General features: G+C 63.4%; 10 protein-coding genes. 7 read left to right on the top strand and 3 right to left on the bottom strand.

Annotation, left to right across the window (positions count from 1 at the left end; translation table 11 throughout):
* The first annotated feature begins 161 nt into the window (after positions 1 to 161).
* The 5 genes from F759_RS0124895 to F759_RS0124915 all read left to right on the top strand — a co-directional run bounded on the left by F759_RS0124895 (position 162) and on the right by F759_RS0124915 (position 3,435).
* Positions 162 to 470: a hypothetical protein gene (locus F759_RS0124895; protein ID WP_027802254.1), complete on the top strand. Its 309-nt coding sequence runs from the start codon at positions 162 to 164 to the stop codon at positions 468 to 470.
* Between the two features lie 194 nt (positions 471 to 664).
* On the top strand, positions 665 to 823 hold the full coding sequence (locus F759_RS43420) for a hypothetical protein (protein WP_167334042.1): 159 nt from the start codon (positions 665 to 667) through the stop codon (positions 821 to 823).
* A 427-nt stretch (positions 824 to 1,250) separates the two neighbouring features.
* A complete protein-coding gene (locus F759_RS0124905) occupies positions 1,251 to 1,556 on the top strand; it encodes a hypothetical protein (protein ID WP_027802255.1) in 306 nt (101 codons plus the stop codon).
* A 148-nt stretch (positions 1,557 to 1,704) separates the two neighbouring features.
* A complete protein-coding gene (locus tag F759_RS0124910; RefSeq protein WP_027802256.1) occupies positions 1,705 to 2,628 on the top strand; it encodes a 3-hydroxyacyl-CoA dehydrogenase family protein in 924 nt (307 codons plus the stop codon).
* A 195-nt stretch (positions 2,629 to 2,823) separates the two neighbouring features.
* Entirely contained in the window at positions 2,824 to 3,435 is a 612-nt protein-coding gene (locus tag F759_RS0124915; protein ID WP_027802257.1) for a flavin reductase family protein, read from the top strand.
* A 304-nt stretch (positions 3,436 to 3,739) separates the two neighbouring features.
* On the opposite strand, the gene F759_RS0124925 is transcribed toward F759_RS0124915, so the two are convergent.
* Together F759_RS0124925 and F759_RS0124930 are read right to left on the bottom strand one after the other, a co-directional pair.
* Complete coding sequence (locus F759_RS0124925) at positions 3,740 to 5,713, bottom strand: methyl-accepting chemotaxis protein (RefSeq protein WP_027802258.1); 1,974 nt, start codon at positions 5,711 to 5,713, stop codon at positions 3,740 to 3,742.
* A 173-nt stretch (positions 5,714 to 5,886) separates the two neighbouring features.
* Positions 5,887 to 8,211 carry a heavy metal translocating P-type ATPase gene (locus F759_RS0124930; RefSeq protein ID WP_244438905.1) on the bottom strand — a complete coding sequence of 775 codons (2,325 nt, stop codon included), beginning with the start codon at positions 8,209 to 8,211 and terminating at the stop codon, positions 5,887 to 5,889.
* A 325-nt stretch (positions 8,212 to 8,536) separates the two neighbouring features.
* Between F759_RS0124930 and F759_RS0124935 the strand changes: the two genes are divergently transcribed.
* Positions 8,537 to 9,949 carry a DUF1254 domain-containing protein gene (locus tag F759_RS0124935; protein WP_027802260.1) on the top strand — a complete coding sequence of 471 codons (1,413 nt, stop codon included), beginning with the start codon at positions 8,537 to 8,539 and terminating at the stop codon, positions 9,947 to 9,949.
* A 237-nt stretch (positions 9,950 to 10,186) separates the two neighbouring features.
* Positions 10,187 to 14,011: a DUF748 domain-containing protein gene (locus tag F759_RS0124940; RefSeq protein WP_027802261.1), complete on the top strand. Its 3,825-nt coding sequence runs from the start codon at positions 10,187 to 10,189 to the stop codon at positions 14,009 to 14,011.
* A 27-nt stretch (positions 14,012 to 14,038) separates the two neighbouring features.
* Here F759_RS0124940 and pdxR read toward each other — a convergent pair whose 3' ends face one another.
* The gene (gene pdxR, locus F759_RS0124945; protein WP_027802262.1) at positions 14,039 to 15,586 is read right to left on the bottom strand and encodes a MocR-like pyridoxine biosynthesis transcription factor PdxR; all 1,548 of its coding nucleotides are present in this window, start codon (positions 15,584 to 15,586) and stop codon (positions 14,039 to 14,041) included.
* Positions 15,587 to 15,661 lie beyond the last annotated feature (75 nt).

Raw genomic sequence — 15,661 nt, forward strand, 5'->3', positions numbered from 1 at the left:
GAAACGCCGGCAGCGGCGGCAAGCTCACTGCTTATCGCGGATAGGCGCCGTAAGGCGACCGCCGCCGACGGTCGGCCGCAAGCCAGATCACGCGCTCTACACTCTGCATGCTGCTGCGGAGCCGATCGGACACGCCAGCGCCTTATTCGACCAAAGCCGACATGCCGACAAGCGAACACAAATATTCCATCGAGGATCTAATTGCCGCACTTCTGCGAGATCAAGGCATACACGACGGACACTGGGCCCTGAATATCGAATTCTCCGCCACCGGCGCCGCCGTCAAGCCGCAAGACCAGCCGACGCGTACGCTGCCGGGCCTGATCGTGTCCGTCAACAGCGCGACGCTGGCTGCGGCTGATCCTTCGGCGCAAGGCGCCGTCGACGCCGCCGCGGTCAATCCGCGCAAAAGCGCACCGGCCAAACGCCGCCCGACCGCCAGAAAGCTGTCGCCGACAACGCTTCAGTAAGCGTTGCGGCAGAATAGCCGCCGCAAGAAAATAGGGACGTGGTCATGTTGCAACGCAATATCAGCGTGAAACAGGCCGCGACAAGGCGTCACACCGGATAGACGCTGCATTGCACTAGCTTTCGCCTAGGGAAAACCCTATAATTCTTCTTAAGGGAAAACCCTAGCAAACGCAGTAACCAACCGGGAGTCGCCATGAGCTTCATCTTTGCATTGTTCCAAAAGGTCAGCGACCTCTTTGCGTCGCCCCACTTGCCGCTGGATACGGACTACTCGTACGCAGCGCGTTCGCGCGAAGCAGAGCGCCAGCGCAAGGCTCAAGCTACGCTGTTCGGCATCAAGCTGACCGACTAATAGCGGCCTATGAACCCGTGCGCGGTTCTCGCGCCGGGTGCGCATGTCAAATCTGCGCGTCATTCAAGCCACGGCCCGCGAAAGCGTGCCGTGGCTTTGTTTTGTCTGGCGGTCCGGCCTTCTTCGGGCGGCGCTTTCTTCCCGCCGAATATTTCCCGGCCGAAATGAATGTAACGGCGCCTGACATCTTCGTAGCGGGCAACGCGGGCGATTTGTTCAGGAAGCCTTTGCGGACGGGCGTCGTAACAGAAACAACAATTCGGCAACCCGTCCCTTTCTGTGAAATGAGCGCTTACAAGTGCTCACGTCTTCATGCGAGTTGCGTCGCTAAAGTTGGTTTCAAGCGCACGGCGTCTTATGCGGGCCAGAACTTCGAGGCTCAAGCAACGCGGCGCCGGCTCGATTCAAACTTTGACGGGAGAGAACTATGAAAGCCTTCAACAAGACATCGCGTACGATTATCGCGGCTCTGCTGGCCGGTGGCGCCTTGATGGCAGCGGGCGGCGCGTTCGCTCAGGAACGTGTGATCGTCGAACGCGGCCCGGGGCCGGTCGTTTATGGCGAGCCGCACATGATGCCGGTGGGCGTGTCCATCAACATCGGCTGGCATGGCGACCGCTACTATGACGGGCACCGCTATTGGGGCCACGACGAGTGGATGCGCCATCATCCGCACGACTATGACCCGCGTCACCACGGCCGCGACGAACACCGTCCGCCCGCGCGCTACTAATTCGCGCATGGCCGCGCCGCTTCGGGCGGCATGAACCCGGCAAAGCCGGCTCTTCCTCGCGGGAGGCCGGCTTTGTCGCATTCGGCATTGCGGACCTGCGTACTGCGCTATCCTTTAAAGCTTTCACCGATGTCAGCGAGGGAGCGGCGTGAGCAAGGCAGCGAATACAGTAATAGGCGTGGTGGGAACGGGACTGATGGGCGTCGGCATCGCGACGCAGAGCGCATTGCACGGATACCGGACGATCGTGCATGACGTGGACGCAGCGCGTCTTGCGAGCGTCGCGCCCAAGGCGGAAGCGGTGCTCGACGAATTGATCGACGCCGGCCGCATCGACCTGAAGGCAAAGCAGGCCGCGCTCGCACTCATCGAGACTCACGCGGAACTGGACGTAATGCGATCCGCGGATTTCGTGATCGAAGCGATTCCCGAGGTGCTGGAGTTGAAGCACCGCCTGTATGAGAAGCTGACTACGCTCCTCGCCCCCGACGCCATTCTCGCCAGCAACACGAGCGGCTTTCCGCCGGACCAGCTCGTTGCTCCATTGCGTGCAAAAGAGCGCTTTGTCATCGCGCATTTCTGGAATCCGCCGCACATGATTCCGCTCGTCGAAGTGGTGCCCGGAAGCGCGACAGCACCCGAGGTGACGGCGAAGACCGCCGAGTTGATGAGCGCAATCGGTATGGAGCCGGTGGTTCTCGCAAAAGCGATTCCTGGATTCGTCGGCAACCGTTTGCAGTTTGCGGTGTTGCGCGAGGCGCTGAATATCGTCCGTTCGGGCGCCGCGACGCCCGATGTGGTGGACCGCGTCATGAAGGCGTCGCTCGGGCGGCGATGGGGAATTGTTGGACCGCTGGAAGCCGCCGACATGGGCGGGCTGGATACTTTCCTTGATATTTCCACGCACCTGATGCCGGAACTTGCGAAAGATGAGGACGTGCTAGATGTGCTGCGTCAGCAGGTACAGGCAGGGCGTGTGGGCGTGCGCAGCGGCGCGGGTTTCTATGACTGGGACGACGCGCATCTCGCGCAAGTGAAGGAAGGGCGCAAGCGCGTGATCGGGCGAGGGTAGCGAACGAGGGCCTGCCGACTTGCGAAAGAAGCGCCAGGAGACGGGCCACTCGCCGCGTTTCAATGCAGTCATCGGCAATTTGCCGGTCGCGTCAATCTGCGCCACCTACGGGCAAGCCTGGCCAAGGCCCGCCGGCCAGCGCCCCATGCCGCTCTGCGGTATAAATATCCATCGCCTTTTCCACGCTTCGCATCCATGTCCCATTACTTCTACGACCCCGCCGCCGGCCACGGTCTTCCGCATGATCCCTTCAAAGCCATCGTCGCGCCGCGCCTGATCGGCTGGATTTCCTCGCGCGACACCGACGGCACGCTGAACCTCGCGCCTTACAGCTTCTTCGGCGCGTTCGCGAGCTTCCCGCCGATCATCGGCTTTTGCAGCGAGGGTCGCAAAGACAGCGTCGCCAACATCGAAGCGACCGGCGAGTTCGTCTGGAACCTGGCGACGAAACCGCTCGCGGAGCAGATGAACCGTTCATCAGCGCCGGTCGCGCCGCACGTCGACGAATTCAAACTCGCCGGGCTCACGCCTGAACCGGGGCGTAACGTGCAGGTGCCGCACGTCGCTGAATCACCCGCCGCGCTCGAATGCAAACTGCTGCAGGTGGTGCGGCTGCATAGTCTCGATGGCAAGCCGATGGACAACTACCTGTCGCTCGGCCAGGTGGTCGGCGTGCACATCAACGAGGCGTATCTCAAGGATGGTCTGTTCGATACGCATGCCGCGCAGCCGATCATGCGCGCCGGCTATCGCGGGGACTACGCGGAAATCGGCAAGTTGTTTCAGATGTTCCGTCCGACCGCATAGCCGGCGACGTGTGCTATTCCACCGGCCGCCGGCTTCCCGCGCTTGGGTGCGACGGCGCGTGGCGGCGTGCATGCGTGCGGTCAGGCGTCGGAGAAACGCCTCATCTGGAAGTGTGTGTGGCAAATACCAGGCTCACCGTCAGCGACAAGAACTATTCGTCGTGGTCGCCGCGCGGCTGGTGCTGACGCGGTTTAGCGGCTTGCCGTTCGAAGAAATCGTAATGCCGGTCGACGATCCACAAAGCCGCAAAGCCGCAAAGCCGCAAAGCCGCAAAGCCGCGACCTTGCGACGACCCACCTGTGACTCAATCCCGCCCGCTTTCCAGCTTGAACACGCTGACAACTTGCGCGAGGCGCGCGGCGTGATCGCGCAACTCGGCGGCCGCTTCTTCCGCTTCTCCGACAATCGTCGCGTTCTGCTGAGTGGCTTCGCCGATCTGCGTGACCGCGAGGTTCACCTGCTCGATGCCGCCCGATTGTTCGCGCGATGCAACGCTGATCTCGCCCATGATCGCGCGAACCTGACCGACCTGCTGCACGATGCCTTGCATCGTCGTGCTCGCCTGCTCGGCGATCTGGAAGCCGCTTTGCACCGTCGCCGTCGATTCGGCGATAAGCCCTTCGATCTCCTTGACCGAAGCCGCGCTGCGCTGAGCGAGCGCGCGTACTTCGGAGGCGACCACCGCAAAACCTTTACCGTGCTCGCCTGCGCGCGCCGCTTCAACGGCTGCGTTCAGCGCAAGAATATTGGTCTGGAACGCAATGCCTTCGATCACGCTGGTAATCTCCGCAATCTTCTGCGACGAGCGGCTGATCTCGCCCATCGTCGACACAACGCGTTCCACTGCACGGCCGCCTTCGGTTGCCGCTTCGGCCGCGCGCGTGACGAGCGTGTTGGCTTGTGCCGCGTGGTCGGCGTTCTGCTGCACGGTCGACGTGATCTGCTCCATGCTGGCCGCGGTTTCTTCGAGGCTGCTCGCTTGTGTGGCGATGCGCGATGCGATATTGCCGCTGCCCGTGGCGATCTTCTCGGTGCCGTGCGACATATCGGTCGACGCACTGCGCACCTGCGAAACAATGCGCGCAAGCCCTTCGCCGATGCCGTCGATCGAACGCATCAGCCGGCCAATTTCGTCAGCGCGGCTGCTCGCGCCTTTTGCCACACGTACGCTGAGATCGCCCGACGCGAAGCGCTCCGAAGCCTTGGCGGCTTCGTCGAGCGGCCGGCTGACGAGGCGCCGCACGGCAAACAGGAACACGACCGCGAACACGCCGACCAGCACGAAGCCGAGCAGCAGGAAGCGATTGCGCGTGGCGATGATATCGGCCATCACTTCGTCGCGCGGCGCGATGCCGCCCACCAGCCATTGCCATTCCGGCACTGTGATGAAGGAGACGAACTTGTCGCGCGCGCCTTGCTCGCCGAGCGTGGCGTCGGCGGAACTGTATTCGAGCCGGCCTTCCTTCATGTCGAGCATCTGCTGATACGGCGCGTTTGCATTGTCCGCGGCTTGGCCCGCGGCGCCCGGATGCACGATCAGCTTGCCGCGATCTGCGCCCTTCGACGCGTTCAGCACGAAGTAATACCCGCTGTCGCCGATCTTCAGCTTGCGAATGCCGTCTTCCACTTGCTGGATTTCCTCGTCGACGTTCACGCCGACAAAGAGCGCGCCGATCACGCGCCCGCTTGCATCGGTAACCGGCCGGTATTGCGTGATCCAACGCTTGCCGAAAAGCGGTGCCATGCCCGTGTAAGTCTTGTTCGCAACGAGGAGCGCGTAAGCCGGCCCTTTGCGGTCGAGCAGCGTGCCGATCGCCCGCGAGCCGTCCTGTTTCTTGAGTGAAGTCGTCACGCGCACAAAGTCGTCGCCGGTGCGGGCGAAGATCGTCGCCACTGCGCCGCTGCGTTCGAGAAACTGGTCGGGAATACTGAAATCCATGTTCAGGACTTTGTCGCCGGCCTTGAACGTGGGCGTGGCCACACCGCTCACGTCGATTTTCTGCGTTTCGTCGAGCGTGTAGACAGTGGGCAGGAAGCTAGCAAACATCGACGTGGAACGGTCGACTTCGGCGGACAACGCCTTGTCGAACAGCGTGATCATTGCGGCGATCGAGCGATCCTTTTCGGCGATGCGCTCCAGCACCTGGTCGCTGACCTGCTTGCCGGCGCTGCGCGTGAGCGCCCACGTGAACGAGGCGAAAATCAACGCCACCAGCACGCATGAAAGTACGGCGAGCCGGGCGCCAACGCTGGCGCGGCGCAAAGAGAGAAATTCCATGAGCGTATGCGGAGTAAGAGGGACAAACGAGGCACGGCCAGTGCGCAGGCACTATCCGGCAACGTGTCTTGTTTACGGCCGCAATCAACCGTTCCTTTAGGAAAGTGGAAGCGTTTTGTAATCGTGGAGCGCTGCATAAGCGCTTGATTGCGCCCGCAAAGGCCGCCTGAGCGTCACGAACTCGCCCGCCACGTGCGCAGCAGCAGCGCATTCGTCACCACGCTCACGCTGGAGAACGCCATCGCCGCGCCGGCCAGCATCGGGTTCAGCAAGCCGAAAGCGGCGAGCGGAATACCGACCAGGTTGTAGACGAAGGCCCAGAACAGGTTTTGCTGGATCTTGCGCCAGGTTTTGCGCGAAATATCGATCGCGTCGGCCACGAGATCCGGGTCGCCGCGCATCAGTGTGATGCCGGCCGCGTGCATGGCGACGTCGGTGCCGGTCGCCATCGCGATGCCGATGTCGGCGGCGGCCAGCGCGGGCGCGTCGTTGATGCCGTCGCCGGCCATCGCGACGATGCCCGCGCTGCGGATCTTCAGGTCGCGAATCACGCGGGCCTTGTCGTCCGGCAGCACCTCCGCATGGAATTCGTCGATGCCGAGCGCTTTTGCGACGCTCGCCGCGCTGCCCCGATTGTCGCCGGTCACGAGCAGGCTTTTAACGCCCATTGCCGCGAGCCGGGCGATGGCGGCGCGCGCTGTCGGCTTGATCGTGTCGCCGAACGCGATCAGCGCAAGCGCGGCGGGAGCGTGCGAATCGCACTGCATGAGCCAGGAGACAGTATTGCCCGCCGCTTCGAGTTCGCGGGCGCGTGCCTGGGCCTTCGGCGACAAGTCGATGCCCAATTCCTGAAGCCAGCGCGTGCTGCCGAGCGCGAGTGTGCGGCCGTCGACGTCCGCTTCGACGCCGCGGCCGGCCACAGCGCGCGCGGCGCTGGCCGTGGGCATCTGCACACCGGATGTCGCTGCTTGATACGCCTTGACGACGGCTCGCGCCAACGGGTGATCGCTTTGACGCTGCACGGCGGCGGCGAGCGCCAGCGCTTCGTCGCGGCTGGTGCTGCCGACCGGTTCGAACGCCGTCACCGAAGGTTGGCCGACCGTCAGCGTGCCGGTTTTGTCGAACGCGACAATATTCACGCGATGCGCGGTTTCCAGCGCCTCGGCGTCCTTGATCAACACACCGTGCCGCGCCGCGACGCCGGTTCCGGCCATGATCGCCGCGGGCGTCGCGAGTCCGAGCGCGCACGGGCAGGCGATCACCAGCACGGCGACTGCGTTCAGGATCGCCGTTTCGCCGCCGGCGCCCGCCAGCAGCCAGCCGATCAACGTGAGCGCGGCAATGGCCAGGATCGCCGGCACGAAGATTTCACTGACGCGGTCGACGAGCCGCTGGATCGGCGCCTTCTCCGCCTGCGCGCTCTCGACGAGGCGGATGATCCGCGCGAGCGTGGTTTCAGCGCCTATCGCGATGGTCGTCACCGCAATGGCGCCTTCACCGTTGATGGAGCCGGCGGTTACCGCGTCGCCCGTCTGTTTTGCCACCGGCAGGCTTTCGCCGGTAATCAGCGATTCGTCGATATGCGTGCGGCCTTCCAGCACCGCGCCATCCACCGGAACGCGTTCGCCCGGCCGCACGATCACGACCGTGCCCACGTTGACTTGGGCGAGCGGCACTTCGCGCTCGCCCGCGCCGACGCGAATGCGCGCCCGGTCGGGACGCAGCGCCTGAAGCGCGCGGATCGCGTCGGTGGTCTGGCGCTTGGCGCGCGCTTCGAGCCATTTGCCGAAGCGCACGAGCGTGATCACGACCGCCGACGCTTCGAAGTAAAGATGCATCGCGTCGTCCGGGCGACTCGCCAGTTGATACACGCTGATGCCATATGCTGCCGACGTGCCGAGCGCCACCAGCAAGTCCATGTTGCCTGCGCCGGAGCGCACGGCCCGATAAGCCGCGCGATAGAAGCGCGCGCCGAACACGAATTGCACGACCGACGCGAGGCCGAATTGCAGCCACGGCGAAAGCATTGCGTGCACGCCGAACCATTCGCCCACCATTGGGACGATGAGCGGCAGCGTCAGCAAGGCGCACACGAGCACAGCCGCCAGCTCACGGCGCGTCTGGCTGCGTTTGCGCCCGGCGGCGGTTGTGACTGTGGTGGTGGCGCTAGCGCCAGCAGCAGCGCCCTCGGCAGCGCTGGCAAAGTCGGCATCGGCTAATTCCGGCGCTGCATCGGGCGACGCGACCAGCGCCGCTTCATAGCCCGCTTTCTTGACGGCGGCGATCAGCGCGTCCGAACCGGTTGCCGCCGCAGCTAGGCTGACGCTCGCGGTCTCGGTTGCCAGATTCACGGACGCCGAGGCGACGCCCGGCACCTTCGCCAACGCCTTTTCTACGCGCATCGCGCAAGAAGCACAGGTCATCCCGCCGATTTCGAGTTCGGTGGTGCGGATTGGGTTTGCGTCCGTCGCGCGCGGCGCAGTGGCAAGTTCGGTCATGGTCGTTAAGGCTCGTGGCGGCATCGGGCCGCATCATGAAGCCTAGTATCGACCTTCCTATGATGGGAAGGTCAAGGACATCCAGGAAACGAGTCGCGTGACGGAGTTGCACTCGCGGACGAACCGCCGTCGGAGGAATTGCAGCCGCGCGTCGGCGACAAACGTTATTCACGCCTTTGCGCTTGCCTGGCAAGCGCGGATACGATACAACGCGATGTTGTCGGCGATGCGACGGGGACTGGCTGCGCTGGGTTTGGGAGACCGCGCGAGCACCGTTGCGCTCGCCGACGTCTCCCTTGGACAGCACGTTCCGCCCTCTGAACGAATGATAAAAAATCGCCGAGCATTGTTGACGAGTTACTGGACCTGCGCATCGTTCGCAGGCCTCGCATTTCTTGCTGGTTGTGCGTCGACGCCGTCCACGACGCAAAAATCCACTGGCTGGATCAAGGACGAAGTCGCCGATTCATATGTATTCGGCTATCCGCTCGTGCTGATGGGCGTCGCGCGCGACGCGGCGGTCGGCACCGAGCCCGGTCGCGCGCCGCTCAATACGCTGCGCCATGCGCAGGCGCTGCCGCCCATCGGCGCGGCCAATCCGATGCAGCCGAGCCTCGACACGCTCGATTCCACCGGCTGGCTGGACGTCGGCAGTGAACCGGTGATCATCGCGCTGCCCGACTCGCGCGGCCGCTACGTCGACGCCCGCGTGCTCGACATGTGGACCAACGTGGTCTGGTCGACGAGCGATCAATTCGCCACCCGCGCGGCCGGCATCAAGGCGCAAGCAATCGCCTTCGTCGGACCGGGTTGGCAGGGCGATCTGCCGAAAAACGTGAAGCGCGTGGACGTTCCGACGCGCAACGCATGGGTGAGCGTGCGCATTCAGTCGAACGGCACGCGCGATCTGACTGCGGTCCGCAAGCTGCAACGCGCGATTCGCGTCGCGCCGCTTTCCGTCTATGCAGGCGACGTACGTTCGGCGTCGATCGCGCCGCCGCGCATTAATGCCGATGCCGCCGGTGCATCCGGCACGCCTGCCGCGCAAGTTGCAGCGCTCGATGCCAACGGCTTCTTCAACCGGCTCGCGCAGGCGCTGGCCGACAATCCGCCGGAGCCGGCCGATCCCCACGCGCTGAAAATTCTCTCCGATCTTGGCGTGACGCCGGGCGAGCCTGCAAAGTTGCCGGCCGCATCGGACGCGATTGCAACCGGTCTCGCCGATGGTCACGAACGCGTAGTGACGCCGCCGTCCAACTTGCTGAGCGGCAATGGCTGGAGCTGGTTCGGCGACGGCGTGGGCAACTACGGCCCCGACTACGCATTGCGTGCGTACGCCGCGTATGCGCAACCGGGCATCGGCACGAAAGACGACGAAGTGCGCGCGGTCGTCACCCAGGACAGCGACGGTCACGCGCTCAACGGCGCGAATCGCTACGTGATTCACTTTGCGCCGAATCAGTTGCCGCCGGTGCGCGGCTTCTGGTCGATCACCGCTTACACGAAAGAGGGCGCGCTCGGCGAAAGTGCGCCGGCGCGCATCGCGGTTGGCGATCGTAACGGCGTGCGCCGCAATCGCGACGGATCGCTCGATGTAACAGTGTCGTCCACGCGCGGAAGGAGCGGCAACTGGCTGCCGGCCCCGCGCGCCGATCTGCAACTGGTGCTGCGTTTGTACGCGCCGAAGCCGCAAGCCGCCGACGGCACGTGGCAACCGCCGGCCGTCGTGCGTCAGTAATCGGCGAGAGCCGGCTGCGCCAGTAGCCGTAGCCGCATGATCCGGCGGCAAGACTCGAGGCCGATTAGCGCGTCCGTCACAGCGCCATATGCGTGACGGATGCGCTACTCCGTAGCCCGGGCAATTGTGTAAGCTCAGCTTACATTTCTATCCCCACGAAAGATTCACGTCTTATACTGCCGCTTGCGGGATTTTCGTTTAGCGGCGGGCTTGCCGCCGCATTACTCAAAACCGAGCATGGCAAGCATCAATAAAGCATCATTCGCATCTTCCATGCAGACCATGCGCGATGTCGCGCAGTCGCGCCGCACACGGCGCGTCATCACAGGTCTGCTGATCTTCATCGTATTGTTCGGTCTGCTGGGTTTTTTCGCGGCGCCGCCGCTGATTCGCCACATCGCCGAGCAGCAGCTCAGCAAGCAGCTCGACCGGCCCGCAACGATCGGCCGCATCGCGCTCAATCCCTATACGCTCAAACTCGAAGCCGACCGCGTGCATATCGGCGAGCGCGGCGGTGCAGGCGATTTCGTGGATATCGAGCGGCTTATCGTGCAGCCGTCATGGAGTTCGCTGTTTCGCGCGGCGCCGATCATCGACGAAGTGCAGCTCGATTCGCCGCGTTTCCATGTGGTTCGCTATGACGCGCAGCGCTTCAATTTCACCGATCTGATCGAGAAATTTTCGAAGCAACCGAGCGCGCCCGACACCAAGCCGACGCTCTTTTCGGTGTCGAATATTCGTCTTGAGAACGGCCAGATTACATTCGACGACAAACTGCTCGGCGCCACTCATGTAATCGATCAATGGAAGCTCGGCATTCCGTTTATCGCTACGTTGCCTTCCAAAACCGACATTTTCGTCGAGCCGTTGCTGCGCGCGCGGATCGACGGTAGTCCGCTTGCCATCGACGGCAAAACCAAACCGTTCGCAGCGTCGCGCGAGTCAGAAGTGTCGTTGCGCTTCGACGGGCTCGACGTGCCGCGCCTCATCTCTTACGTGCCGACCAAACTGCCGGTGATCGTGCAATCGGGCAAGCTATCTACGGATCTGAAGCTGAACTTCGTCATGTCGAACGACGCGCCGACGTTGCGCGTCGCCGGCACCGTCGATCTGAATGACGTCGACGTGCAGGACCAGAGCAAGGCGCCGTTTTTTGCGGCGCGCGCCGTGCATGTCGCCGCGCGCACGCTCGAGCCGCTTAAGAGCCTCTATCATTTCGACGATATTCGCATCGACGCGCCGAGCGCGAATCTCGCGCGCGATAGAACCGGCGTGCTGAGTGTCGAGCGGATGTTTGCGCCTGCGCCGGCTGCTGCGAAGACGGCGGCTGAATCGGCGAGCGCATCGGCGGCTGCGTCCGCACCTGCTTCGGCGCAATCCGCGACGAGTGCGCCGGTTGCGGCATCGAGTGCGAAGGCTGCGAAAGGCGACACCACAAAAGCCGCACCGCCGCTCGACCTCTCGATCAAACGCTTTGTGCTCAACGACGGTACGGTGAATGTGCGAGACGAAGCTGCATCGCGTCCCGTCGATGTCGGGCTGGAAAAACTCGCTGTCACACTGACCGATTTTTCGACGCTGGCCACCGCGCCCGCGCATTACACGCTGAATACCAACCTCAAGCGCAGCGGAGGTTCGCTCGGCGTGGCTGGCGCTTTGAGCCTCGCCGCTAAAACCGCGAGCGCAAAGCTCGATGTCAAGTCGCTGAATTTGCCGCTGCTGCAACCGTATCTCGACGCTGCGACCACTGCGCAGGTGACGGACGGCGCGCTTTCGGCGACGGCGAATATCGGCGCGAACTGGTCGAAGTCGCCGGCTGCCGTGATGGTCGCGGATACGCAACTCGATATGCGCTCGTTGAAAGTTGCGGCGCGCGGCGGCAAGGAGCCTGTGATCGCGCTCGCGCAAGGCAGCGTGAAGGTCAAGCAGGTGGACCTGAATGCTCGCACGGCCGACGTCACGAGCGTCGACACGACGGGGCTTGCGGTCGACGTGCAACGCCTGAAAGACGGCAGCATCAACCTTGCGTCGCTCGCGGGTTCTCATGACGCGGAGCCGACGCGCACAGCCATCCACGCGGCGAAGAAGGCGGAAGCGGAAGGCCCGGCATGGCACTACAAGATCGGCGAACTGAATGTCAAAGACGCCACAGCCAATTTCACCGACAACACCACGCCGCAGCCGGTGAAACTGGGCATCACGCCGCTACAGCTAAAAGTGCAGCAGATCAGCGACGATCTGAGCCGTCCACTGCCGGTCCAACTGCAAGCCACGCTGAACAGAAAGGGCACGCTCGACCTCAAGGGCGACGTGAGCGCGACGCCGCTGAAGGTCGCCGTCAAGGTGAACGCGAACCGGCTGGACGCGGCGGCTTTCGAACCGTATTTCGGCAGCAAATTGAATGCGGCGATTGCGAGCGCGCTGCTCAATGCGAGCGGCGATCTTGCGTTGACCCAGGCGAAGTCGTTGAAGGCGAGCTATCGCGGCGACGTCGCGCTCGTCGACGTGCGGATGCTCGACAAGGCAACCTCGGACCCGTTCGCGGGATGGCGTTCGCTCGCGCTGTCGAAGCTGAAAGCGGATTACGACGAGCGTGGCACGTCGGTGGACGCGGAGCGCGTCACCTTTACGAAGTTCTATGGGCGCGTGCTGCTCGACGCGCGAGGCAAGCTGAATCTGAACGACGTCGTCGCGCATGAAACGGGCGCGGCGCAGTCGCTCACGCGCGACAAGAACGATAAGGGCGGCGCGGAACCCGTGCCGCTGACGCCGCCGACGGCGTCGGCTGTCGTTGCCGCGTCGGCGCCCGTGGTGGCGTCGGCGTCGTCCGCTGCGCCCGCAACAGTGACGGCCGCTACGCCGCCGCAAAGTCCGGTCAAACTGCATTTCGGCCAACTGGTCTTGCAGCAGGGCCGCGTGACGTACAGCGATAATTTCATCAAGCCGAACTACACGGCGAACCTGGTCGGCATTCAGGGTACGGTCGGCGCGTTCGGCACGCAATCGACCACCTCTGCGCCTGTCGACATTGCGGCGAAGCTGGCGGCCAATGGTCCGCTGTCCATTCGCGGCACCGTCAATCCGCTGATCGCGAAGCCGGCGCTCGATCTGACCGCGAGCGCGCACGACATCGAGCTCACCAATTTGACGCCGTATTCCGCGAAATATGCGGGTTATCCGATCACCAAAGGCAAGCTGAACGTCGATCTGCATTACAAGCTCGAGAACGACCAGCTGAATGCGGATAACCATCTGTTCATTGATCAACTGACATTTGGCGATCACGTCGACAACGACACGGCGACTAAACTGCCGGTGCGGCTCGCCATTTCGCTGCTGAAGAATTCGCGCGGTGAAATCGACGTGAATCTGCCGGTGTCGGGCTCGTTGTCGAATCCGGAGTTCAGCATCGGCGGGCTGATCTGGCATGCGGTGCTCAACCTGCTGCAAAAGGCGGTGACCGCGCCGTTCTCGTTGATCGCCAATGCGTTCGGCGGCAATGGCGAGGAGTTGGGCTATGTCGAATTCGAACCTGGCTCAGCACAACTCACCGAGGCGGACAGCAAGAAGCTCGATACGATTGTGAAGGCGCTCGGCTCAAAGCCGTCGATCAAAATGGACCTGATTGGCCGCGTCGACCCGAAGATCGACGAGCCCGCATTGCGCATGCGGTACGTGGACCGTCTCGTCAAGCAGCAGAAGATCAAGGACGTGGTGGGCAACGGCCAAAGCGTGGATTTGGCGAGCGTTACGGTCGATCCGAAGGAATACGACAAGTATCTGACCAAGGCGTATAAATCCGCGGACTTCAAGAAGCCGCGCAATATCGTCGGCCTGACGAAGAGTTTGCCCGACGACGACATGAAGAGCGCGCTCGCGGCCAACGCGCCTATCGACGAGGCCAGCCTGCGGCAGCTCGCGCAACAGCGGGCGCAGAGCGTGCAGCAGTACCTGGACGGCAAGATCGACAGCAGTCGCGTGTTTATCGTCGCGCCGAAGCTCGACGCGGACGGCATCAAGGATAAAGGCGCGACCACCCGAGTCGATTTCGGGCTGAAGTGAGCGCCGTGCGGCGTGGTGGCATCGCCGTCACGCCGCGCGCGTCGGCGTCTTCAGCGCAGTTTGCTCGATCACGCGCGCGAGCGTGTCGAACGCGGGTCCAATCTTTTCGTTCGGCACGCACGCATAACCGAGCAGCAGTCCGCGCATCGCGGGCGGGTCGCTGCTGTAATAGCTCGCGAGCGGCCGCACGATCACACCGGCGTCGAACGCCGCCGCCGTCACTGCGCGATCGTCCGCATGATCGGGCAGTCCAAGCACGAGATGCAAACCGGCCTCGTCGCCCATGACCGGCAGTTCGTTGCCGAACCGCGCGGTGATCGCGTCGATCAAAATCTGCCTGCGCTCGCCGTACAACGCACGCATGCGCCGAACATGCGACGTGAGGTGCCCGTCCATGATGAAGTCGGTCATCACCGCCTGCTGCATCAACTGACCTTCGCGATAAAGCTCGGCGATGCCCATGCGGAACGTGTCGACCAGATGCTCCGGCGCGATCATGTAGCCCATGCGCAAGCCGGGAAATAGCATCTTGCCGAGACTGCCGACGTAGATCACCTGACCAGCGTCGTCGAGACCTTGCAGAGACGCAAGCGGCCGGCTGCCGTAGCGGAATTCGCTGTCGTAGTCGTCCTCGATGATCCACACGTTGTGCTGGCGCGCGTATTCGAGCAGCGTGCGGCGGCGCGCAAGGCTCATCACCATGCCGAGCGGATATTGATGCGACGGCGTGACGAGCGCGAGACGCGGCGGCTCTCGCAAATCCTGCTCGCGCGGATTGAGGCCTTCCTCGTCCACCGGCACTGGAACGAGCGTGATTCCCGACGACTGCAACACGCTGCGCGCGCCCCAATAGCACGGCTCTTCGACCCACGCGCGATCGCCGACGTCGGTGAGCAGCCGCACCGCCAGATCGATGGATTGGTGAATACCCGTAGTGATGATGATCTGATCCGGCGTGCAATTCACCGATCGCGCCACTCGCAAATAGTCGGACAACGCCCGGCGCAGCGGACGGTAGCCACCGCCAGGGGCATAGGTCAGCAGATCGGGATTCGCTTCCTTCCACAAGCGCGCTTGCAGGCGGCTCCAGGTTCGCGCCGGAAATTCCGCAACGTCGGGCACGCCCGGCATGAACGCGCCCCACTGTTTCGCGGACACACCGGCTTGACCGATCAGGCGGCGCCCGCGATTGGACAAATCGTTCAGATCGCGCTTTGCCGGTTTCGCTGGAACGGCCCACGGCTTGCCTTGTGCGTCAACCGTCGCGACCGCCGGCTTGCGCCGCGCGTTGACTGCTGCTGTGTCCGGCTGCGTGTCCGCCACATAGGTCCCGCTGCCCGTGGTCGAGATCACATAGCCTTCGGCGGTCAACTGGTCGTATACATGCAGCACCGTATTGCGCGCGATGCCGAGGTCCTCGGCTAACGTGCGTGAACTGGGCAGCTTGGTGCCCGGCGGCAACTGTCCGGCGAGAATCGCCTGCTGCATCAGCCGCAGAGTCTGCCGGTAGATCGGCTCGGCGGCCGCGCGATCAAGCCTGGCGGCGAGCCAATCCGACAAGATGATCGTATCCAAGTGGTTCTATCCGGAATAATGAAATGGTTCCATATTGTAGAACCGTAACGGTCTATAGTGGGCCACGCATTTGAT

It is taken from the genome of Paraburkholderia dilworthii, from assembly GCF_000472525.1.
Classification (GTDB): Bacteria; Pseudomonadota; Gammaproteobacteria; order Burkholderiales; family Burkholderiaceae; genus Paraburkholderia; species Paraburkholderia dilworthii.

Excerpts from the sequence above, each read along its gene's own strand:
- F759_RS0124895 (WP_027802254.1), top strand. The coding sequence starts at position 162 with ATGCCGACAAGCGAACACAAATATTCCATCGAGGATCTAATTGCCGCA.
- F759_RS43420 (WP_167334042.1), top strand. The coding sequence starts at position 665 with ATGAGCTTCATCTTTGCATTGTTCCAAAAGGTCAGCGACCTCTTTGCG.
- F759_RS0124905 (WP_027802255.1), top strand. The coding sequence starts at position 1,251 with ATGAAAGCCTTCAACAAGACATCGCGTACGATTATCGCGGCTCTGCTG.
- F759_RS0124915 (WP_027802257.1), top strand. The coding sequence starts at position 2,824 with ATGTCCCATTACTTCTACGACCCCGCCGCCGGCCACGGTCTTCCGCAT.
- F759_RS0124925 (WP_027802258.1), bottom strand. The coding sequence starts at position 5,713 with ATGGAATTTCTCTCTTTGCGCCGCGCCAGCGTTGGCGCCCGGCTCGCC.
- F759_RS0124930 (WP_244438905.1), bottom strand. The coding sequence starts at position 8,211 with ATGACCGAACTTGCCACTGCGCCGCGCGCGACGGACGCAAACCCAATC.
- F759_RS0124935 (WP_027802260.1), top strand. The coding sequence starts at position 8,537 with ATGATAAAAAATCGCCGAGCATTGTTGACGAGTTACTGGACCTGCGCA.
- F759_RS0124940 (WP_027802261.1), top strand. The coding sequence starts at position 10,187 with ATGGCAAGCATCAATAAAGCATCATTCGCATCTTCCATGCAGACCATG.